This is a genomic window from Vibrio sp. 2134-1 (assembly GCF_033339495.1).
This window is the reverse complement of sequence record NZ_JAWOUS010000016.1, coordinates 109,152-131,165: the sequence shown is the minus strand read 5'-3', so window position 1 is coordinate 131,165 and position 22,014 is coordinate 109,152. Positions and strand designations below refer to the sequence as shown.

The window sequence follows — 22,014 nt, the reverse complement described above, 5'->3', positions numbered from 1 at the left end:
TTATGCCATGTTCTGACGTTATCGCCTGCGAGTATTTCTTGCTCTTGTGCCTCTTGATAAACTGCCAACTCTTCTGGGGTGATGTAAAATGGTGAATATGCCAAGGGTTACTCCAGAGCTGTAGTTAGTTTAGACTTTGATTGTTCGATTTCAGACTCGGTTTGCCACTTGCCGTTGTAAAGGTACTCTCGCTCTGGGAGCGGGGCATTTGACGCCCTAAAATCAAATACCTCATCGGTTTGGTATTCTCTACTACAAACAGGAATACTAAAAAGCCTTGATTCTGGCTTTGCTTCAAACAGCTTTTTATGGTCATCAACCTCTGTACAATTCAGTTTGTAGACCTTTGACAGTTGCGCGACCATGGATTCTAAATCCGCTTCAGTTTTAAAGAAAACGTAACAATCGAATCGATCTTGTGAGCGAAAGACAATCTTTTGAGCAGTATCTTGGTATTCGCACCTGTCATACTTAAAATAGAATTGGAGTACTTTTCTTTTCTTATTGTAATCAGCAAAAAGCCAATCTTCTCGCTCTCCAACTCTCACTTCTGTTGGTTCATCAGGCTGGCGTTTTAACATACCAAATGAAAGCAAAATGAAGGCACCTGCTCCCGCTAATGCCATTGGACCAACCAGTGCTACCATAACCAAACACACCACTGTACCTATCCAGCCAACGGCTTGCGTAGCGGTATTTACCCACTTAGGCATATTGCGACGCTTTCTCATCACAAAGCCTTTGCTAGAAAAAATATAGTCATAGCGATAATCGAGGCCAAACAATAGGTAGCTGAGTCCGTACCCCATTATTAGCACACTAACAGCAACATACCCCATCATAGGGTCTTGGCCTAAGGTATACCAAAATAAGAAAAGAACCACTGACATGATGGCAATTGGAACTAAGCTGTCAAATATATATGAAAAACGATTCGCTTCCTCGATATCATATTTACGCCATGTTGTTAAATTGTCTCCTGAGAGGATCTCTTGCTCTTGCGCCTCTTGATAAACCGCCAACTCTTCTGGGGTGATATAAAATGGTGAATATGCCAAGGGTTACTCCTTGGCTAAAATTGAAGATATATATTCTAAATCAGGTAATGGAGCGTTTGATGTTCGTAACGTTCCCACTGCTTCTAACGGGTAATGTGTCCCGCGGAATGGCGTTGTTTTGTATATTTCTGGAAGTTTCGAGAAATCGAATAAGTCTTTCGCTTTTGGGACTTCTTTACAATCCAGTTCAAACTCTTGATTAAGCATGTTTAAGGTTTCCTCTAATTGCTTTGGTGAAGAGACGAATAGATAGGAACTTCCAATAGAGTGGTATCTTGTTACCGTTGTTTTAGCAGTGTCTTGGTACGAGCAGTCATCGTGTTTATGAAATAGTTCGATTACTTTTCTATTTTTGCAGTATTCACAACAAAGCCAATTTTCACGGAGAGCCACAAGTACTTCAGTCTCCTCATTTTGTTGTCGCTTTAGCATTCGAAACGAAACCAGTATAAACCCCCCGGCTCCGACAAGAACCACAGGTCCGGCAAACGTAACCATCAATATACATACAATAGCTCCAATCCAGCCCATGACTTGAGTTGCAGAGTTTACCCAATTCGGTAAATTACGTCGTTTTTTTATAACCAACCCGCGATCGGACAAGGTGTAATCATAACGATTGTCCAACCCAAATGTCAGATAAGATACACCAGACATGATTATCGTCAGACCCGATAAAATGTAAGTTAAGATCATGTCGCTGTTGTCATGTAGGAAATAGGTAAGGAAAAATAATGGACTGACAGCGGCTATAGCAATCGATAGGTATAAGTATCGAAAAGGCTCTTCAATATCGTGCTTGTGCCAGATTGTTAGATTCATCCCCTTTAGAATTTGTTGCTCTTGTTCTTCTTGGTAGGACGAAAATTCTTCTGGCGTGATGTAAAAAGGTAAATAAGCCAAGGGTTACTCCTGTAAGCTAAGTTCACTAGCATCTGAAGTTAATGAACTTCTGATCGTTGCTTGTTTAGTATTGTCTGAAATCGCCGTATAAGTTGCACGCTGTTTTGCATTATTTTGGAACCAGTACTTACGGCTTAATTCGTTTTTATCATCAAGGATGTATTCTATCTCAAATGCTAGATAGTTAGCTGAGTCTTTCATTGGTAGAGTCAATTTATAGACGCTTTGAGAATCTGATGAATCAGTTGAACTATCCAACGTTTCTAGATCTACTCCAGTGTACCAAGCTCCCGACTCCAGTCCTCCCTCTGTTACAGAAGTATTTGTCCTAAGCTTTATTCCATCTCTTGCTGCATTGGTAGGAACTTGGATATGTAACTCAATACCAAACAATTCTTGTTTTGCTGCTGGATACTGTGTTGTTGAATTCGGAACGGTACGCATCATTGGTATTTGGCAGATTAAAGGTTTATCCATTATGGTTTTTAACTTAAAAAGAGCCTCTTGTACCAAAGAAGAATTATGCTTTTCTCTCTCTACCAAGCTTGAGGATTGACTCCAACGTGCTTTATTCGAGTGATGCCCCCAAGGAAGTTTATCTAACCATTTTTGATAATCGTCTTGTTTAAGTTTACTCATTATATGGTTACTAAGAAGGTAAACCGTAGTGAGGCCCATAATGGCAAACATGATCGGACCTCCAAACAGGATATTTGCCGACCAAACCCCGGTTAATCCACCGATAGCTTGAAATCCACCGATAAGTGTCAATCCAAATAAAGATGCAAAATTGAAGTACTCCACAACTCTAGCTGTTCCATGAAGGTTGTCTATTTTCTGCCAAGAGCGATAGGCTTCTATACCTGAAGCTAGGGTGCCTAGCATTCCCGTAATCGCCAACCATTTATTAAATATTGCTAAATCGGCAGAAGGTAGTGCTCGTATTCTAGGGTTTCTTGATGTCTGAATCGCTTTCAGGGCAGTTTTTCTAAGTTCACTGTTTCCTTGTACACGATTCCACAGCTTACCTGTACGAATACCCGTCCAAGCGTTGACTGTATAAAAAAGCTTTTGTTGGATATCCAAAAATTCATCTGAGGACATTAATCCAGTGTCTTGAATACTGCTCATGGCATCACCAAGCGCGATGCAGTTAAATACTAATGCCATAAAGCCTAGACCACCGGCATTCTCGAACAGTTTATTCAAATCATCGAGCTTATTCATAGCGATCCCAGTTCTAAGCTCGACGGTTCTTTGCGGTAGATCATCGGGTAATTCAATATACTGTGGGTACTCCAATGTAGCCACAGCGAGTGCCTTCTTAATTCTCTTTTTATTTTTTAAAGCTGTTGTGTATTTAGAGTCAGCTTTGCGGTTGTTTTTCTGGAAGTCAGCAATGACCGCATCGTTTTTCTTGAGCTCACTTAGGTAATCATTTACGCGTGTTTTCCATTTTTCAAAATCGCGAGCGTAGCTTTCATTTACAGTCACCGGCATATTGTGTGCCATATGCTCTGCAATAACGGCAAACAAATAATAGCTCTGACGGTTCAGAGGTTTAGCGAAAACAGGCATCAGTAAAATCGATGCTTGTGAAGTCATGCTAACGCCAAACTCTACAACGCCTTTTGCAAGTGCACCTATTGCAGATTTAAAGATAATGTCCAGCTCTTGGAAACCTTTGGCGATATCCTTGAGAAAGTCCGTTTCCGCAGTGTTTGGGTTGGAAACAAAATCCATGATCTTAGAGTACATGCTCACACGGTTGCTGGTAGCCGAGATCCGGTCCATCAACTGATTATCAGCATCAGAATTTTCTGAGGTGATCGACTGTTCATTCTGCGCCTCAGTAATATTCTTCTCCATCACTTTAAATAAACTACGACTAAACCCAGAGGCATAGAGAGCAAGTAAACTGGTTGGTTTTTCCCATTGGCTTTCAGCCCACTGTCGGTCTTCTTCTTGTATCACCAAAGTAAATGACTCAACCGCTTGCTTGTGCAGTTGATACAAGCTGTACTGTGTGTCTTCGCTGTATAGGTCGAAGGTTCTTTCGAGATGATGCGGCGTTAAGGACTCCATTACTGCGATAAAGTCGCGTTTGACCGAGACAACTTGGGCTAGCATGGTTTCTTTTTGTTCTGACAGCTCTTGCATTTCGCTCAGCATTTGTTTCCAGTTGAGTTGCTTACGCCAACGCTCAGTCGCTATCCATTGCTCGTATTTACCAAATCGGTTTGCTGAAATGCCATATTTCTTCTGTATGGCCCCTGCTATTTCTGAAGTGGATTTTTGGTAATCATCGATAGCTTGCTGGGAAAATGAAGATGGCATTCCTTTGATGATAGCTGCTTGAGATTCACTGGTAAGGTCAACCATTGCTGAGTTGTCATAGTAATCCGCCATGTCCATATAGAATTCAAGCTCTTGGTTTTTGCGCTTTACTCCTGTGGGCATGTCTATATTGTCACTTGCCCCGAACATACACAGTTGCATGGCGGTCTGCATCAAGTTCCACTGGTTTGAAAACTGGTCAGTGAAAAGGCGGTAAGGGCTTGCGGCACCAACAAAATGCAGTGACATATCTTGAATGTCTGCGGCGTAATCTTTTATCGCGACGAAGTAGCCTGATTCTTCTTCTGGAATCGCAGAGGTTAAATCGCTTTCGACTGCGACAGGTTTAAAGACAGAACCATCTTCATCTGCTTTGGTGGCGATGCCAGAATCCGCAAAGCGACCATCATCGACGGCAGAAGATTCAATATCAGCGACTTGGGTTAACTTATCTATTGGTGCAATGTTGTGTTGATTCTCGTTTGAGGAGAGAACAATGGTTTGCATGCGATCGATATGATTACTCGGATTGTTAAGTACGCGCATGAACGTGTGCCATGTCCACCGGTGCTCAGAGAAGCAAATCGATAGTACGCTTCCGTTGACGTAAGTAAGGAAGGGCTTTGCATCTTGTGGTGTCCCACGCTGCTCTGATTTTGGGCTTTCTGATTCTCCCAACTTATAGAGCGTGAATTGCGTTCCTTTGATTTCGTATTCGTCTAAGCTTTTGTTGATTGCATCATAGACATACAGCCAACCGTCGCGCAGTTGACGCAGGGTGTAACCAACGGTATTGAGTTTGGCTGGGCCTTGGCCTTTCCATTCTTCAGGCAAACCAAAAGGCTGTGTCTCTTCTGTTTCTAGCTGATCGATGGCATAGCGGACTGGGATAAAGTGCGCAGGTGATGCTTCCGTTGCTTCTTTCTCAGTTTTTAAATTGAGAGGCTCTGGTTCAGACGGCGGTGGCGGATCGATTTTTTTTGTTTCTCCCTCCCAAAACATACTGCGCTCTGGGGGTGAGCCAGCAAGATCATCAGATTCCGTGGTTGGAACGATATTCAGCGATTTCAGTGTACCATCGCTTTCAAATGCCTGAACGGCCTCCTCATAGGTATAGCTGTTGTCATACCAGAACATAGAAGTTTTTGGGGGAAGTGGATTATTCATCGTTAGCCCATGTTTAAGAGTTTTACTCTGTTACGCAAATATCGCACCAAAATAAAGCAATTAAAAATCAATGAGTTAGATTTTTATGGTTTTGCGTCAATCAAATAATTGTTTGTTTTTCCAATAAGTTGGTTGGTGTTTACCATTTTTTGTATTGATTGAATCAAAGTTTGAGTTGTGAGTGATGCCTCAATGAGCCGACAAAACAAAAGGGCTCCAGAGTTACCTCTGGAGCCCTTTCTAGTATCTAAGTGCTAAAGAGTTAGCGACGCTTTGGTTTACGTTGACCAGTTGGTTTGCCTTGTGCTTGTGGGCGACCTTGGCCTTGCGGCTTGCTACCTGCCGGGCGGTTTGCACCGTTGCCGCTAGGACGTTGGCCGTTGCTTGCAGGGCGTTGACCACCTGTAGCTTTACCCGAACCGTTACGGTTGCCAGATGGTTTACCATCTTTTGAACCGCCTTCAGAGCGTTTGTTCAAATGACCACCGAAGCCTGGTTGGTTTTTGGTATGTTTGGTTGCAAAGCGGTTTGCCCCGTGACGACCAGATTTACGACGTTGCGCAGGTGTTTGTGCTTCAATGTCTTCTGCAGGAACGAGACAGCCTTGTTTGTCACCAATCAAATGTTTTTTACCCATACTGACTAGGGCTTCACGGATCATTGGCCAGTTTGCTGGATCGTGATAACGCAACAGCGCTTTATGCAGGCGACGTTGACGTTCACCTTTTGCTACAGGTACATCTTCACGTTTTTTGTACTTCACGCGTTTCAGAGGGTTTGTCTCTGAGTAGTACATCGACGTTGCGTTACACATTGGCGAAGGGTAGAAGTTTTGTACTTGGTCACATTCGAAGTTGTTCTTTTTCAGCCACAGAGCAAGGTTCAGCATGTCTTCGTCTTCTGTGCCTGGGTGCGCAGAGATAAAATAAGGGATTAAGTACTGCTTCTTGCCTGCTTCTGCACTGTATTTCTCGAACATCTCTTTAAAGCGATCGTACGTACCCATGCCTGGCTTCATCATCAGATCAAGAGGACCTTTCTCTGTATGTTCCGGTGCAATCTTCAAGTAACCGCCTACGTGGTGAGTCACGAGCTCTTTCACGTATTCTGGTGATTCAATCGCAAGGTCGTAACGTACGCCAGATGCAACCATCACTTTCTTCACGCCTTCAACTTTACGCGCTTCACGGTATAAATCGATCGTGTGTTTGTGGTCTGTGTTTAGCTTGTTACAGATGCCCGGGAATACACAAGAAGGACGACGACAGTTCGCTTCCGCTTTTGGATCTTTACAGCCCAGGCGGTACATGTTTGCAGTCGGGCCACCAAGATCGGAAATTGTGCCAGTAAAGCCTGGAACTTTGTCGCGAATTTCTTCAATCTCGTTGATGATAGACTCTTTCGAACGGTTTTGAATGATTCGACCTTCATGCTCGGTAATCGAACAGAAAGAACAGCCACCAAAGCAACCACGCATGATGTTTACAGACGTCTTGATCATGTCGTACGCAGGAATTTTTGCTTTGCCGTACATAGGGTGAGGGACACGCGCGTAAGGCAGGCCAAACACAAAGTCCATCTCTTCGGTCGTCAATGGAATTGGAGCTTGGTTTACCCAAAGTTCACGATCACCATGGCTTTGAAGTAACGCTCGACCAGAGTACGGGTTCGTTTCTAAATGCAATACACGGCTTGCATGTGCATAAAGAATGCGATCGTTTCTTAGCTTTTCAAACGAAGGTAAACGGACCGCAGTCGTCGCAGCATCGTGGCGTGATGGGCGAATCGTGATTGGTTGTGCAACTGGCTCGTCTTTTTTAGTTTCACACTGAGTTTCTACTTCGTATGGGTTCTTTGGTACGAACGCTTCTTTACGAGGTTTTTCAATGCGAGAAGAATCAATAACCGTGTAGCCTTCTGGCGCCGCTGGCAAGTTCACAGCAGTACCACGAATATTGGTCATGGTGCTGATGTCTTCGCCGTTTGCGATGCGATGTGCTACTTCGACAAGTGCGCGTTCTGCGTTACCAAAAAGTAGGATGTCTGCTTTTGCATCAAATAGTACCGAACGGCGAACTTTATCTGACCAGTAATCGTAGTGCGCAACACGGCGTAGGCTGGCTTCGATACCACCTAAAACAATAGGTACTTCTTTGTAAGCTTCACGACAACGCTGAGAGTAAACCAAAGTCGCGCGGTCTGGGCGTTTGCCACCTTCGTTATTTGGTGTGTACGCGTCATCGTGACGAAGCTTTTTATCCGCGGTGTAACGGTTGATCATGGAGTCCATGTTACCCGCAGTGATCCCGAAGAACAGATTTGGCTTACCAAGTTGCATGAACGCATCTTTATTTTGCCATTCTGGTTGAGCAATGATACCGACACGGAAACCTTGTGCTTCTAGCAGGCGGCCAATGATAGCCATACCAAAGCTTGGGTGATCCACATAAGCGTCACCGGTTACAATGATAATGTCACAGCTATCCCATCCTAGGGCATCCATTTCTTTGCGACTGGTCGGCAAGAAAGGTGCCGTACCAAAACACTCTGCCCAGTATTTTTTGTACTCATGAATAGGAGTGATGTTATTGGTCATATTTTGCTCTCTGTTCCAGGGAGCGCGAATTATAGCGATTTGATTATCAGGTATCTATAACAAACTCATCTATTCCAGCTTAGTTCATCGAGTTTTATTTGGTTTGTAAAAATATCAATGCTCTATCGGCGATTTTCTGTCTAATTTCACCTTGAAAGCCTCATGGTTATAGATCGGTTCATGAAAAATGTCGCAATCTTAATACAAAGTATAAGCAATGGTGTGCTTATATGGGGTAAAGCCTATAATCAAATTAGTGCATATTAAATGCAAAAGGCTGAGCTGCTCTGGAAATAGTTCTAAGTCGATAGGCTTATCGTTGACACAATCCATCTATAAAGAGGATCGGCAGGTCCCAACTGGAATGTCGCGAATTGACTGTGAATTTTGAGCCTTGGGCTAATTACAAAAAAAGGGGCTAGGGTATGAGTGAATCTACGACAACAGTGCATCCAAAAATGCAAACGACTTCCAGTCTAACTCCTGTTATAGAGTGGTCTTACGATATTGATACTCGCGAGTTCGAATGTGATCAGCAAGGAATGGCAAAGGCATTTGGGATAAGTACGCCAGTAACCAGCCTAAATAACTTGTTTGATCATATGCTGATGGGGCAACAAGAAACGCTAAAACAACGAATTCTAGAAGTGGAACTCTTTGGCGGACGGGGGCGGTTTTCTTGTTGCATGATGCTAAAAAACGTTAACTTAGTGCACGTTACTATTAGTTTTGAAAGGCTCAATAAGCGCATTATCCAAGGCACTATCATTCCACAATTAACAATCACTGGTTGCGAGGAGTTAGCGAAAATCCTCGAAACGATTTTTGATTTGCCAAATGTAGGCGTTTTAGTTGCCGATGAAGATACGCGCATCTTAGGTTGTAACCGTGCCTTTGAGTTACAAATGGGCTATCAAAACCGAGATCTGGTTGGGCTTAAAACTCATATATTCAGTACCTCTCACCATAGCCAAGCGTTTTATGATCAGCTGTGGCAGCAAATTAATGATGAAGGATGTTGGTGTGGTAACTTGCTGAGCAAAACAGCAAACGGTAGCAACCAAGCTCATCATCTTTGTATTTACCGACTTACGTTTCACTCTGGACGAGTTCTTTATCTCGGATTTTCTACGGATATTTCTGCTTCGTTGTTGTGGATGAAAAATCGTTGTGAACAACAGCATGATTGGGCTGCCTTTTTACCGACGAGGAAAGAATTTGAACTCCAATTAGCTACCTTAGCGAATGAAAGCAGAAATAAAGAACTCAACATTGTTATGACACTAAGACCCAAGTTTTCGGAGAGATACTTGCTTGAACAGCAATTAGGTTTTGCAGATTTTATTATGCGAAGTCGCTACACCAGTATTGCGGGGCAGTTATCTCGGGATGTGTTTGTCGTATGCTTGCAGACCCCTCATTGTCAATGGTTGAGCCCGGTTCGTTTGATCCAAATTGCCATGAAAGGGTTCTTTAATGAGCTTAGAAATGAAATGGGCACAAAAATGCATGCCACTATCGTTAAAGGCCAAACTGGTGTGTCAATCCTTGGCTATGATACGAACCGACCAAGACAAGCGCTAGCACATGCAGCGCAAGCGATGTTGTCCTCTATTTCCGGTGAAGGCAGCTATTTCAACTTTTACGACAGTGAACTTCACTCTGAATTAGTGAAGCGCCAACATCTCGAGGCGTTTTTGGAGGCACAAATAAAGAGTGGGCTAGTGGACGTTTACTTTCAACCGATTATCGATGTTCAAACCGGAAGCGTGGTTAAGTTCGAGGCTCTCGCACGCTTCTATGATGAAAATGATGCGTATTGTACGCAAAAGATGATCGCTATTATTGAAGATCTAGAACTCATAGCGGCACTTGATGATGTGGTCTGCCAAGCTGCGTTGAAGCACTTTCCGCGCTTACATGAAATTTATGGCGAGGAAGTGGGCGTGACCATCAATCGCTCCCTCAATACGAAATTGGATTCTCTTCAGATCCTTCAGCGGTCGCATGATTTGATTAAAGCCAGTGGTGTAGACCCTAAGCGAGTAACTATCGAGCTAACAGAAACCGCGTATTTTGAACAAGATGAGGAGCATACTCGAGCTCTAGAGGAAGTGCGGAAAGAGGGCATTGAGATCGCGATTGATGACTTCGGTACTGGGTATTCTTCTTTTTCTTATCTAGAAAAAGGGCAGTTTGATTTACTGAAAATAGACCGAAAATTCATCAAGAACATTCATAAAGGGAGCACCAGCTATAACATTGTGAAAATGGTCACCGAGCTTGCACAGCAAATGAATGTAAAAGTGGTTGCTGAAGGCGTGGAATCTAAGCAAGAACTTCAAGTATTGGCAGAAATCGGTGTCGATTACATGCAGGGCTTTCTATTTTCTGCTGCCGTGCCTGTCGATTTGATGGATAAAGCGGACAGTTATGAGCATCTGTTCTCTGACATCGCGATTGAGTCTAAGCAAAGTGATGTGTTGCAATCTTTGAGCCATGAACAAGTCAGGTCTATGGACCCTGGAGAACCGCTCTCCTTGGCAGTGGAGTACATGAATTTGAATCCAAGCTTGCCTTTAGTTGTTCTCAATGAAAATCGTTGTGTTGGGTTAATTACGAAAGAGACGGTGAATTTACACCTAACGCCCTCGATGGGCACAGAGCGAGAAACTGAACGAGAAAGCAGAATTTGGAAACGTCCTGTTAATCAGATAATGAGCACCGAATTTGTGTTGGTTGATGAGGATTTACCTGTCTCTGTTATTCGAGAGTTGGTTAAAACCGGCATTCGTTTCCCTTGGGTATTGTGTAATACCAAAGAAGAGTACCGTGGAGTTTTAACGCAGGAAGACGCGTTGAAGTATCTTGCTTCTCTGTGAATAAAATTGTCTTACCGTTTTAGCTCATTTGGGGGCCGACTTTCGGTGGTTTGGCGATAGTTGATTTGATATTATCGCCCCCCAAAATGACTTTTGAGCGTGCATTCAACATGATTCAACAATTGCTGGTTACTTTCCCTCCGATGCTATTTGGCGCACAAGCGCTACTGACTTTGCTTCTAATCAAGGGCGATATTTGTCCTGGTCAGCGAGGACGTCTTCATAAAATGTTGCCTGCAGTAGCTGTATTGTGGCTCGCTGTTGCGTCACTTCGCATTGAAGCATTTATGATCGTGTTTGCTATTTTCTACTTCTATTCTCAGGTTCAAACCAAGAAAACGCGTGAAAAAGGGCCACTATGGGCGATGCATTTAGCGAATGGTTTGGCCTTTGCGTATGTGAGTATTCAAGTATTTGAGCAATCAAGCTGGCCAGCATCGATAGCGATGGCGCTAATGATATTTTTCCTTGGGGCGTCATTTTCTCAATTGCTGCTTACGATAGCTCGCAGCAGATTACAGGCATTTCACCGTATTTTACCAGTTACGGGCATTGTGTCTGGAATGCTATTAGTCATCGCAACGTTGTTTGCTTCTTACCAGTTAAATGAAGCCACACTAAACGCTGCGACACAGCCGATCTTGCTGTCTTTAGCTATGCTAATTTCTTCAATTATTGTGTGGTGTTGGCATATTTTTACGCATAAGAAACCAGAAAAGGTGCAACTGAGCGTTGCCTTGTTTCTAGCACTCGCGTCGATGACGAGCCTGCAAGGTTTATTCTCTCTCGCGGCTTAACCTCTATTCTAAAGACAAAGCTAGACAGCTTATATCCAAGTGCTTTCTTGGTGCTTGGGTATAAGGTGATCACGTTTTAGATCGCACTCACTTTAAATTCGCGTGATTACTACTACGCTTGTTTATATACCTTGTCGAAGAGGAGAGTCGCGATGGATTTAAGCAATGTAGGTAATCTGGACAGCACTATTTTGCTAGGTATCGTCAACGAAAAGCTACGTTTAGAGTGCGACAGTTTTGACGAGTTAGTATCAGTGTATGAGATGGATGTAGAGTCTGTAGTCGGCAAGCTTGATATGCTCGGTTATCAGTACGATCCATTGACTAACCAATTTAAAGCATATCAACGCTAAGCCTTTCATAACCCAAATCTTTTAAGCCACCTTGATTCCGTCAAGGTGGCTTTTACATTGTAGCCTCGCGGTTGCGAAAAAAGCTTGTAAGTAACGCTTCTCTTTCTCTGAGTGACGCGTTGCTGCAAACAAGCGACGCCATAAGCCTTGGCCGAAAGGTTTACTGGTAATAAGACCTTGGCGAGAAAATTCAGAAATCGCCCAATTGGGTAGTGCCGCCACCCCCAATCCAGCAGAGACCATCTGAACTAACATGAGAGTGTTGTCGGCTTGCTTCCATTTCGCAGGTTCTATTCCTGCTGGCTGAAGAAAGTGTTTTACGACGTCTAGCCTTTGTTTTTGAACAGGATAAGAGAGCATGGTTTGATCTGCGAGATCTTGCGGATCAATAATTTCTTTTTCCGCCAATGGGTGGTTGGTTGCGGTAATTAAACGCATTTCAAAGTCGAATAGAGGCTCGTAGTGGACTTCGGATCGAGGTTGGATATCGGAAGTAATAACAAGATCGAGTTCGCCTGCCAATAGAGCTGGGAGTGGTTCAAAGCCAAAACCAGAGGAAAAGTCCAATGTTACGCTTGGCCAAGCAAGTTGGTACTCCCTAAGTGCAGGCATTAGCCATTGGAAGCAAGAGTGACATTCAATGGCCATATGTAATCGGCCATTGACGTCCTCTTTCAAGCTCGCTAAATCATTTTCTGCTCTTGCGAGTTTCGGAAGGATATCTTCTGCAAGACGCAATAGGATTTCTCCCTCTGAAGTGAACTTCACCGGGCGAGTCTTTCTCAGGAACAGTTGCCCTCCAATTCGCGCCTCCAAATCTTTGATCTGATGAGACAGTGCCGACTGAGTGAGATGCAAAGCGGTCGCTGTCGCCGTTAGAGAGCCAGTGTCTCGAAGCGAAGTGAGTGTCCGCAAATGTTTTAGCTCTATCATGAATTCCTTTCATCCTTTGTTGCTCGCTATGAACAGAATAGCAATCGTGTAAATAACTTAACGACAAAAAATGGATATGTAAACGTCTAGACGTCTATTTGTTGTTTTTATTTGCGAATCATGTCGCTTCATGATGAATTTTTTTAATAAACAAGTTGAATAAATGGACGTTGTTCTAATATCAGATGAGAGCGATAGTTTAGCCATCCAGACATCTCACTCTTTACCGAAAGATGCTCTGAACCAAGCAAATTGAACAAAATTGAGAAAGGAATAGGGACATGGCGACAACGACTCACATACTAGGTTATCCACGCATTGGTGAAAAAAGAGAATTAAAATTCGCTCAGGAGAAATACTGGCGAGGAGAAATTGATCAAGCTGAGCTTAAAAAGGTTGGGGCAGATCTACGCGCCAAAAACTGGCAAACACAAACGGATGCAGGTTTGAGTTTTGCCACCGCTGGCGACTTTGCTTGGTACGATCATGTACTGACGACCACGTTGCTATTGGGTCATGTGCCAAAGCGTCACGCTGATGGTTTCCCTAACCTGGATACGTTGTTTAAAGTGGGTCGCGGTCAATCTCAGGCGGGTTGCAGCTGTGCGGGCGCTGCGGCATCGGATATGACCAAATGGTTCAACACAAACTACCATTACATTGTCCCTGAGTTCAGCAAGGACGATACGTTTGAAGTGAGCTGGCCGCAACTGTTTGAAGAAGTCAACGAAGTGCTTCAAGCTGGCCACCAAGTGAAGCCTGTTTTGCTTGGCCCAGTCAGTTACCTTTACTTGGGCAAAGAGGTCGAAGAAGGGTTTGACCGCTTAACCCTTCTACCACGCTTACTTACTGCTTACCAAGCTATTTTGGCAAAGCTAGCAAGTCAAGGTGTGGAGTGGGTTCAGATTGATGAGCCAATTTTGTCACTGGATCTAGAAAGCAAATGGGCTGATTCGTTTAAGCTGGCCTACCAAGTGATTCGAAGCGATGTAAAAGTGCTGCTAACGACGTACTTTGACTCCGTAAGCGATACGCTAGACAAAATTGTAGAGCTACCGGTGGATGGTTTGCATATCGATTTATCTGCCGTCCCTCAGCAGCTTGACGATGTGGTTGCCAAGTTACCGGAGGGGTGGGTGCTTTCTGCTGGCGTTGTGAATGGTCGTAACGTGTGGCGTTCGGATTTAAGTGCCCAACTCGAGCGTCTACAGCCAGTCAAAGAGAAACTGGGCGACAAACTTTGGGTTGCCAGTTCATGTTCTCTTCTACATAGCCCTGTTGATTTAGCACTGGAAACAGAACTGAGCGAAGAAGTAAAAAGTTGGTTTGCCTTTGCAAAACAAAAAGTGGCAGAAGTCGCCTTGCTTGGCCGAGCGCTCGATGGTGATCAAAATGCGATTCGCGCTTGTGATACCTATAGCCAGCCAATCAAAGCGCGCAAGACAGCAACACATGTGAATAAGCCTCAAGTACAAGCGCGTATAAACAACATTACCTCGTCAATTGCCGAGCGCAGCGCACCTTATGCAGAGCGTGCCGCGCATCAAGCTGAAGTATTGGGCTTGCCTTTGTTGCCAACAACGACAATCGGCTCTTTTCCTCAAACGGGTGAAATCCGGGTGCAGCGCAGCGCTTATCGTACAGGTCAATTATCTGAGTCTGAATATATCCAAGCACTTAAAGGACATATTGCTGACGCAGTAAAACGTCAAGAGGCGCTCGACCTAGACGTGCTTGTTCACGGCGAAGCAGAGCGTAACGACATGGTGGAATACTTCGCTGAGAACTTGGCGGGTTTTCAAACGACCAAATTTGGTTGGGTACAGAGTTATGGTTCTCGCTGTGTGAAACCTGCCATTGTAGTTGCTGACATTGAACGTGAAAAACCGATCACAGTTGAATGGTCGACGTACGCACAATCGCTAACCAGCAAACAGATGAAAGGCATGTTGACTGGACCAGTAACGATTTTATGTTGGACGTTCCCACGTGAAGACATCACACGTCAAGAAATTGCGCAGCAACTTGCTTTGGCACTGCGTGATGAGGTGTCTGACCTGCAAGATGCAGGCATCAATATCATTCAAATTGATGAGCCAGCCATTCGAGAAGGTTTACCACTCAAAAAACGCGATCACAAAGCGTACTTAGAATGGGCCGTAAATGCGTTTAAGGTCTCTGCGGCAAGTGCAAAACCAGAAACTCAGATTCACACTCATATGTGTTACAGCGAGTTCAATGAAATCATTGATTCGGTTGCGGCACTCGATGCGGACGTCATTACCATTGAAACATCTCGCTCGAATATGGAGTTGCTGAAAGCATTTGAAGAGTTCAATTACCCGAACGAAATTGGCCCTGGTGTTTATGACATTCACTCACCAAACATTCCTACGGAAGAATGGATTGAAGGTTTAATCAAGAAAGCGGCAGAAAAAATTCCGGCTCAACGTTTGTGGGTAAACCCAGATTGTGGTCTGAAAACACGAAACTGGAAGGAGACAGAAGCCGCATTGGCAAATCTGGTTTCAGCGGCGAAGAAGCTCCGTGCTGAGCTGGCGTAACACATCGTTACAGCAAATAAAAACGGAGACTGTGGTCTCCGTTTTTCTATTCTTAATTGTTAACTTTCGTTTTCAGATTATCCAATAATAGCGAATCATCGTCTCATGCCGAAAGCAACAAAAATTACTGTAGCTACTTCACCTGAGTACAAGTCTGTGCGGAAACCAACTCATCTGCCATCAACTGACCGCGAGAATTACGTACCTTAATACGATACATCAAGCCCATATCAATTTGCTTGCGAACTTCTGGGTTGCTGCAGTAGGTATAGATACTGGTATTCAGTACTTGATTTAACGGCTTTGCACCGAGTGCGCCATCGTTATAAATCATCATCATCTCTACAACATTTTTGTTGGATGAGACACGCATTATTTGCAGTGGACCGTACTCTAAAGGGAGGCCCGCTGACAAGACTCCTGCTCGGTTTGATGCCATAAGCTCAAGTTGGCGCTGATTATCATCGGTTGATGAACAGCCAGCCAGAGCACCAAATACCAAGAAAAGACACAGTAATTTTTTCATAAATTAAAACACTTTTTTGAACGGTTTCACGATTACATGATCGTAAACACCAGCCGCTACATAAGGATCGGCTTCTGCCCACGCTTTAGCATCCTCTAGAGAGGCGAATTCAGCGATGACAGTTGAGCCCGTAAATCCAGCTTCACCAGGATTGTCAGAATCTATCGCAGGCATCGGACCAGCTGTAAGAAGGCGACCTTCGTCTTGTAGCTTTTGTAAGCGATCCAAGTGTTGTGGGCGAACGCTCATGCGTTTTTCCAACGAGTTCTCAACGTCCTGTGAAAAGATGACATACCACATAGCATAGTTCCTTAATTGGTAGGGTAAAGTGTTAATTTAACGCCTTTTTTGTGTCTCTCACAAGTGAACAACAGAAAATGTGAGATCCTTTCTAACTGTTAGCGTTGTAGGTTGACTAATTCTGAACCGGACGTGGTTTACCTTCACTGTCAATGGCTACGTAGTTGAAGGTCGCATCACAAACCATGAAGCGTTCGCCAACACCGTGAGCTTTGACGGGTTTGACCCATACTTCCAAATCGACACTCATGGATGTGCGGCCGATCTTAGTGCATTCGCCGTAGCAGCATACGACATCGCCCACACCAACAGGTTTTTTGAACGTAATGCTTGATACCGAAACGGTGACAACGCGACCACAAGAGATCTCTTTTGCCAGAATCGCGCCCGCTAAGTCGAGCTGAGACATTATCCAACCGCCAAAAATATCGCCATTGGCGTTTGTATCTGCAGGCATTGCAAGGGTACGAAGCAGCATTTGACCTTTCGGAGAGCTAATTTCTTGACTCATTGTGACATCCTAAATCTTAAAGGCGCTCAAACTAAGCGCCAACATAGTAAATACCTAGAACCAAAGGTCCTTAAAAAACCGCAGATACCGGACCAGAGAAAGTTGGTTTACAGCAGCAAGAATGGTCTGAAAACGGTACGTTGTTTGAGCGGTTTACTGATACATGGAGCAAGACAGCGACCCTAAGGTCGCTGTGAAGTCGCGGATTATAGCAAAACTGAGTTTTTAATCATCAGTGGACACATCGGATGAGTTATTTTTTTGTTCTTTTGGCATGTGTTTATAAATGTAAAAGCCAGTCGCAATCATGTAGGCAAATGTCGCGATCAACATTCCAAATACTTTGAAGTTAACCCAAACATCCAACGGCAATTCGTAAGCAATATAAATATTTAGGCCAGCGAAGAATGAGAAGAAGCCAACCCAAGCCCAGTTAATCTTTGCCCAAACAGCGTCAGGTAACGTAATTTCCTTGCCTAGCATACCTTTGATGGCTGATTTTCCCAATGCGTGGCTCACTGCTAAGCCAATCGCCAGAATCGCGTAAATGATGGTGACTTTCCACTTTATAAAATTGTCGTCGTGGAAGAAAAGGGTCATGCCGCCGAAGATAGTGACGATAACAAATGTTATTAGCTGCATCTTTTCGACTTTCTTATACAGCGCGTAGGTGACGACAAGTTGAATGGCTGTTGCTACGATCAGTGCACCTGTCGCCACGTAGATGTCGTACAGCTTGTATAAAGCGAAGAAAACGATGAGTGGTATAAAGTCTAGGATCTGCTTCATGATGGCAAAATCTACCTAATTATTGAATTGAAGACAGTCTAACGGAATCTGACAAGATGTGAATACTGAGGAAGTTAAGGTAAGAATAGTAACGCTTAGTATATCGTATAGACCGCAAGATTCTTCCATGTCGAAACAGCATATGGAAGGAATAAAAATTGCCGCGATGAGGCGGCAATAAAGTTGAGAGTTTTAAACCTTAAGCAACACGTTGATATTGGGAAATAAGCGTTTTTACATCTTCTAAATAGCCTTCCCGTAGTAAGTTATCGACCGTTGCTTCTAGCTCTTCAAGAGACATCGTGAAGCAAGTGGATTTACCAGTCATCAGGCTCAGATAGTGATGATACTCTTCTTCTGTATAGTGGCCTAAGCGATCAAGTAACAGTGTTTTGATTCCATGATGAATCAGGCCGTAGTATGTATGTCGATGAAGTAACATGGCGATCTCCTTATCAAGCTCATACGCTACTCTTTTGTAGCCTGCTTGACCTTCTGGATAATTCGATTTACTCCAATAATGCACATCTAGTGCCAATTCTATATTTGCAGATTAAAAAGTGTTGGAAGGTGCAAAATTCTCGTTCTGTAACCATCTTTGGATGACGACTTGAAGTGCATTTAACGTGGTGGGCTTTTCGAGTCTGTCATCCATGAGTTTCGAAATTAGCTCCAACTCTCTAGCTCCAGACTCACCAGATAAGGCAATGATTGGAACGGAGGATGTGATTTGCTTAATCCGTTGGCTTGCGTCAAATCCATTCATTACCGGCATTTGGACATCCATAAGAACGAGATCAATCTTGTGAGAGTGGAATAGTTCTACCGCAGAGGCTCCATTATTTGCTTGTAAGCTGTTGACTCCCAGCCTTTTTAAATACATCTGTACCAAGGTGCGTTGCACCTCTTTGTCATCAACAATGAGCACTGTTGGTGCATCTTTAGATACTTGTACGTGTTGAGCTGAATGATTTTCAAAATGTGATGCAGTTGCTTTCCAGCTATCAAAGTCCGGTGCTCTTAATGTCTCTGGTTTTGGTGCGTTTGGTACGACTGGGAAATACAAGTAGAATTCTGTGAACTCGTTCAATTCAGACTGGCACTCTATTCGTCCTCCGAAGGAGCGCATAACACGTTGGCAATAGCCCAAACCTAAGCCACTGCCTCCGCTTTTTTGATACGAGAAAAAGTCATCAAATATCTTGTGTAAGATACTGCTATCTATACCTGGCCCACTATCTCGGAAGATCAGAATGTTTTCGTAAGCCCCCGTCTGGGTACGAATCTCAATTTGACTGTCGGGATAAGAATCAAAATAGTAGATAGCGTTACGAATCAAATTGAAAATGACAAAGTTAAACAGGGTCTCATTTAACTTCGCGACAAAATCGTGTGCCTGTGGCAGGTTAATTCTCTCTATTATTTGATCGTTTTCAAAACCATAACGGCTTACTGCTTGGTCGATGGCTTTATGTATGGAAGTGAGAGCTAAAGGCTCATGCTCTGGTGAACTGTCGCTAACTTCTCGTAAAATAATATCGATAAGTTGTCTACCGCGTTGTATAGCGGCTTCACCTTTATCAATTTCTCTTTTTAGCGTATCCAGTGAGGCGTTTGACTCTATATGCTGTTTTAAAGCTTCAAATTGTAATTGTACTTGAGCGAGAGGGTTACGCATTTCATGTGCAATGGAGTTAGCCAGCGCACGGCTTTGGCGTACCTTTCTATCGGCTTCAATGGTGCTCTGGATGCGAACTAATAACGTTTGCAGAGCTGAGATTTCTTCATTAGAAAACAGCTTATTATCTATTTTATGTGAAGAAATTAGTAAGTGAGTAACTGACTTTCCACGACCGAAGAGAGGCATAACGAGCGCAGTATTGCTTGAGCGCATGCGCTCGTAGAGCTTTCTCATCGACCCTTTAGAAGAGGAGGCATAATCAATTTCTTCAGACAACTCATCTAGCACGAGAACTGACTTGCTTGACGGCAGGTACTCTTCGTAAAACGTTTCTGTGTAATTGCTAGTGACTAGCTGCAGCTTGTTGTTTGGTATGTTAAGTAACGATGCCAACTGATGCATAGCATCATCTATTGAGCGTTTAAACTCTTCCTCTAACCCAAGGATTTGCTGAACGGGAGTGTGTCGTTTCCCATAAATAAAATACGAAGCGTAACGACTGACTCGCTTAAAAAGCAAGTGCCAAGTGATACCGATAAGCGCGCATAAAGGTACCGCAACAAGCCATTGGTTATCTTCAGAGATAGGAATAAATATCGCCCCTAGCGGCAGAACAAAAATGGCGCAGACTAAGAGCGCGCTTACCGTTAAGTACGTGAGATATTTAGCGCTGTAGAAGCGAGAGGTAAGTAGGGCATAGCCCACAAACAACATTTCGCTGATTGAAAGTGCTGGTGGTAACCAAGTTAGGGAGAAGTCGCCAAGGAAATACGTCATTCCAAGGTGTATCACTGCCGTAGATAACATGAATACCAAAATGCCAGCGATCATATAGTTGCTTTTTGCTAGCGTGAGCTTGCTGCTGTTCGCGCGCATGGCAATCAAGTTAAGCAGCGTTAGTACCACGAAAGCTAGCAAACTAATGAAAAAATATGAGGTATGTGGGCCAAATTCAATGACGAACTGGCTTGGACCACTAATGGTGACATTTTCGACAGTAAGATTCGGCACTAAGTTGATGTACAGTGAATACGTTGCTAGTGCGACAAAGACGACTTTTTGCCAGACTTTGACCGCTGTTTTTTTAACATCTGCGGTTAACTGGCAAGAAAAATAGAATGCAAACGCAAAGGCGAAAAAAGACGCTAAGTTCGCTAACTTAGCCATAAAAATGCCACCAACAGAGCCTAATTCTGGCAATAAATCGGTATGGAAATAGGCGTTGCTGCTTATCCAAACAATGATACAGCTGGAATAAGCGATGTAAGGCGCGTGATGCGAGCCTAAGATTGATTCACTCTTCTGTTTTAGGCGATAGCAGTAATACAGTAGCCAAGCGAATACTATTAGTACAGTCGCGTACAATGCCATTGCTTTTGGGTAAAAGAGACCGTGCAAATGAACATCAAGCATGCTCATTCACCTTTTTATCCATTCTTTTTGTTCGTACGCAATGTTTGTAGTCGCGAAATTGTATGTCTTGAAATGCTTCAACCATCATACCTAAATTCCAGAAACCGCGGTATGTTTTGGTACCGTCACCGTTAATGTCGCGGTATCCTGAGTGAAAGTAGGCACTTAAATCAATAGATTGATAGAAATTTAACATAAATACTTGCTCAATAATGGTAAAGCCGAGCTTATAGCCTGCTTTATAGAGCTCGCTCATCATAGTTTTTTGCGCCAGATACAAAAAATACAGCTTTTGTTGGATGTTGCCTCCCACCGTAAGGCGCAGCACTTCGCAAACCGCTTCAGTGTTCTTTACACGAGATTGAAACTGAGCATCAAACTCAATAAGAGTGTGCTCATGAGTTAGAGCACGACACTCCAAAATACCCAGTTGATTGAGAACACTGTACCCATGATTAGGAAAGCAAAACTGCCATTGTTCGTTACTAAACTGTGGTGAGTAACTGAGCCAGTTATTTCGTTGATGCCAGCTTTGCACTAAAGCGGAGGAGACCATGATTGGTGAAGATGACGATTTGAACAAGAGCGCAAAGTGCTGCCCTTTTTGCGAGAGTGATAAAAGAGGCAAGATTTCAAACCATTGTTCAGTTTGGACGAAAAGCTCAAGATTACTCAGTGTGACCGCTTCGGAAATCGGCATTAACGCTGCATGATTTGGCAGCATTACCTCAAGATCGCAATCTGCGATATCTTCAATTAACACGCTAGTATAGCTGTGGTCGTCAAACGGAAGCGGAGTAGGAATCGCAGCTTCGTTTGAAGGATATTTTTGCTTGATTGCTTCGATCTCGCATTGACACCAGAAAACCATCCAATGCGGGTAACAATCTGCGGCAAGTTGTTCAAGTAAACGAATCTCTTCGGAGAAACCTGTCGGATACTGTTGCACTAAATCTCGATAATCCATTAACTCAAATAGTGCAGAAAGACTTTTTGATGCGTGTTTAGGAAAGAGAGATTTAAGCAGTTTTATTCGATACAGAGCAACCTGTTGAAAAAGAGCATCTCGTTTTTGTTTCGTTAGGGTAAGAATAACTGAGTCAACCAGTGCCTGCTGCTTTGATTCGATCGGCAAATTTGTTTTGGTGAGATATTCCAAAGATTGCTCAAGACTCATGATATAACCTAGCTCTAACGTTTTGTT

Annotated in this window: 16 protein-coding genes; 4 read left to right on the top strand and 12 right to left on the bottom strand. The window is 43.6% G+C overall.

Annotated features, from left to right (window positions below; all coding sequences use genetic code 11):
- Nucleotides 1-107: 107 nt before the first annotated feature.
- From R7R78_RS17580 to R7R78_RS17565, 4 genes are all read right to left on the bottom strand, one after another.
- Entirely contained in the window at nt 108-1,058 is a 951-nt protein-coding gene (locus R7R78_RS17580) for a hypothetical protein (RefSeq protein ID WP_047103328.1), read from the bottom strand.
- Between the two features lie 3 nt (nt 1,059-1,061).
- Nucleotides 1,062-1,961: a hypothetical protein gene (locus R7R78_RS17575; protein WP_225474063.1), complete on the bottom strand. Its 900-nt coding sequence runs from the start codon at nt 1,959-1,961 to the stop codon at nt 1,062-1,064.
- 3 nt (nt 1,962-1,964) lie between these two features.
- Complete coding sequence (locus R7R78_RS17570; RefSeq protein WP_225474062.1) at nt 1,965-5,465, bottom strand: T6SS effector BTH_I2691 family protein; 3,501 nt, start codon at nt 5,463-5,465, stop codon at nt 1,965-1,967.
- A gap of 262 nt (nt 5,466-5,727) precedes the next feature.
- Entirely contained in the window at nt 5,728-8,061 is a 2,334-nt protein-coding gene (locus R7R78_RS17565; protein ID WP_054574765.1) for a YgiQ family radical SAM protein, read from the bottom strand.
- Between the two features lie 425 nt (nt 8,062-8,486).
- Here R7R78_RS17565 and R7R78_RS17560 point away from each other — a divergent pair, with 425 nt between their 5' ends.
- The 3 genes from R7R78_RS17560 to R7R78_RS17550 all read left to right on the top strand — a co-directional run bounded on the left by R7R78_RS17560 (nt 8,487) and on the right by R7R78_RS17550 (nt 12,093).
- Nucleotides 8,487-10,943, top strand: a complete 2,457-nt coding sequence (locus tag R7R78_RS17560) for an EAL domain-containing protein (RefSeq protein WP_225474061.1) — start codon at nt 8,487-8,489, stop codon at nt 10,941-10,943.
- Between the two features lie 86 nt (nt 10,944-11,029).
- Nucleotides 11,030-11,740: a hypothetical protein gene (locus tag R7R78_RS17555; protein ID WP_005376761.1), complete on the top strand. Its 711-nt coding sequence runs from the start codon at nt 11,030-11,032 to the stop codon at nt 11,738-11,740.
- Nucleotides 11,741-11,892: 152 nt separating this feature from the next.
- On the top strand, nt 11,893-12,093 hold the full coding sequence (locus R7R78_RS17550) for a DUF4250 domain-containing protein (protein WP_005376762.1): 201 nt from the start codon (nt 11,893-11,895) through the stop codon (nt 12,091-12,093).
- 21 nt (nt 12,094-12,114) lie between these two features.
- Here R7R78_RS17550 and metR read toward each other — a convergent pair whose 3' ends face one another.
- Nucleotides 12,115-13,026, bottom strand: a complete 912-nt coding sequence (metR, locus tag R7R78_RS17545) for an HTH-type transcriptional regulator MetR (protein ID WP_005376763.1) — start codon at nt 13,024-13,026, stop codon at nt 12,115-12,117.
- A 281-nt stretch (nt 13,027-13,307) separates the two neighbouring features.
- Between metR and metE the strand changes: the two genes are divergently transcribed.
- Nucleotides 13,308-15,590, top strand: coding sequence for a 5-methyltetrahydropteroyltriglutamate--homocysteine S-methyltransferase (metE, locus tag R7R78_RS17540; protein WP_225474060.1), 2,283 nt, complete (start codon nt 13,308-13,310; stop codon nt 15,588-15,590).
- Nucleotides 15,591-15,723: 133 nt separating this feature from the next.
- On the opposite strand, the gene R7R78_RS17535 is transcribed toward metE, so the two are convergent.
- The 7 genes from R7R78_RS17535 to R7R78_RS17505 form a co-directional block, all read right to left on the bottom strand.
- Nucleotides 15,724-16,116 (bottom strand): GspS/AspS pilotin family protein, encoded by a 393-nt coding sequence (locus tag R7R78_RS17535; protein WP_005386726.1) that lies wholly within the window; start codon nt 16,114-16,116, stop codon nt 15,724-15,726.
- 3 nt (nt 16,117-16,119) lie between these two features.
- Nucleotides 16,120-16,416 (bottom strand): YciI family protein, encoded by a 297-nt coding sequence (locus tag R7R78_RS17530; protein WP_005386727.1) that lies wholly within the window; start codon nt 16,414-16,416, stop codon nt 16,120-16,122.
- A 115-nt stretch (nt 16,417-16,531) separates the two neighbouring features.
- On the bottom strand, nt 16,532-16,927 hold the full coding sequence (yciA, locus tag R7R78_RS17525; RefSeq protein WP_005376768.1) for an acyl-CoA thioester hydrolase YciA: 396 nt from the start codon (nt 16,925-16,927) through the stop codon (nt 16,532-16,534).
- A gap of 225 nt (nt 16,928-17,152) precedes the next feature.
- Nucleotides 17,153-17,716: a septation protein A gene (locus tag R7R78_RS17520; protein ID WP_005376769.1), complete on the bottom strand. Its 564-nt coding sequence runs from the start codon at nt 17,714-17,716 to the stop codon at nt 17,153-17,155.
- Between the two features lie 199 nt (nt 17,717-17,915).
- A complete protein-coding gene (locus R7R78_RS17515) occupies nt 17,916-18,158 on the bottom strand; it encodes a hypothetical protein (protein WP_169644167.1) in 243 nt (80 codons plus the stop codon).
- 111 nt (nt 18,159-18,269) lie between these two features.
- On the bottom strand, nt 18,270-20,810 hold the full coding sequence (locus R7R78_RS17510) for a hybrid sensor histidine kinase/response regulator (protein ID WP_225474059.1): 2,541 nt from the start codon (nt 20,808-20,810) through the stop codon (nt 18,270-18,272).
- Complete coding sequence (locus R7R78_RS17505) at nt 20,803-21,987, bottom strand: acyl-homoserine-lactone synthase (RefSeq protein WP_225474058.1); 1,185 nt, start codon at nt 21,985-21,987, stop codon at nt 20,803-20,805. The genes R7R78_RS17510 and R7R78_RS17505 overlap by 8 nt, the downstream gene beginning before the upstream one ends.
- Between the last annotated feature and the right edge of the window lie 27 nt (nt 21,988-22,014).

Excerpts from the sequence above, each read along its gene's own strand:
- R7R78_RS17565 (WP_054574765.1), bottom strand. The coding sequence starts at position 8,061 with ATGACCAATAACATCACTCCTATTCATGAGTACAAAAAATACTGGGCA.
- R7R78_RS17555 (WP_005376761.1), top strand. The coding sequence starts at position 11,030 with ATGACTTTTGAGCGTGCATTCAACATGATTCAACAATTGCTGGTTACT.
- R7R78_RS17560 (WP_225474061.1), top strand. The coding sequence starts at position 8,487 with ATGAGTGAATCTACGACAACAGTGCATCCAAAAATGCAAACGACTTCC.
- R7R78_RS17535 (WP_005386726.1), bottom strand. The coding sequence starts at position 16,116 with ATGAAAAAATTACTGTGTCTTTTCTTGGTATTTGGTGCTCTGGCTGGC.
- R7R78_RS17510 (WP_225474059.1), bottom strand. The coding sequence starts at position 20,810 with ATGCTTGATGTTCATTTGCACGGTCTCTTTTACCCAAAAGCAATGGCA.
- metR (WP_005376763.1), bottom strand. The coding sequence starts at position 13,026 with ATGATAGAGCTAAAACATTTGCGGACACTCACTTCGCTTCGAGACACT.
- R7R78_RS17570 (WP_225474062.1), bottom strand. The coding sequence starts at position 5,465 with ATGAATAATCCACTTCCCCCAAAAACTTCTATGTTCTGGTATGACAAC.
- R7R78_RS17505 (WP_225474058.1), bottom strand. The coding sequence starts at position 21,987 with ATGAGTCTTGAGCAATCTTTGGAATATCTCACCAAAACAAATTTGCCG.
- R7R78_RS17530 (WP_005386727.1), bottom strand. The coding sequence starts at position 16,416 with ATGTGGTATGTCATCTTTTCACAGGACGTTGAGAACTCGTTGGAAAAA.
- metE (WP_225474060.1), top strand. The coding sequence starts at position 13,308 with ATGGCGACAACGACTCACATACTAGGTTATCCACGCATTGGTGAAAAA.
- R7R78_RS17515 (WP_169644167.1), bottom strand. The coding sequence starts at position 18,158 with ATGTTACTTCATCGACATACATACTACGGCCTGATTCATCATGGAATC.
- R7R78_RS17520 (WP_005376769.1), bottom strand. The coding sequence starts at position 17,716 with ATGAAGCAGATCCTAGACTTTATACCACTCATCGTTTTCTTCGCTTTA.
- R7R78_RS17550 (WP_005376762.1), top strand. The coding sequence starts at position 11,893 with ATGGATTTAAGCAATGTAGGTAATCTGGACAGCACTATTTTGCTAGGT.
- yciA (WP_005376768.1), bottom strand. The coding sequence starts at position 16,927 with ATGAGTCAAGAAATTAGCTCTCCGAAAGGTCAAATGCTGCTTCGTACC.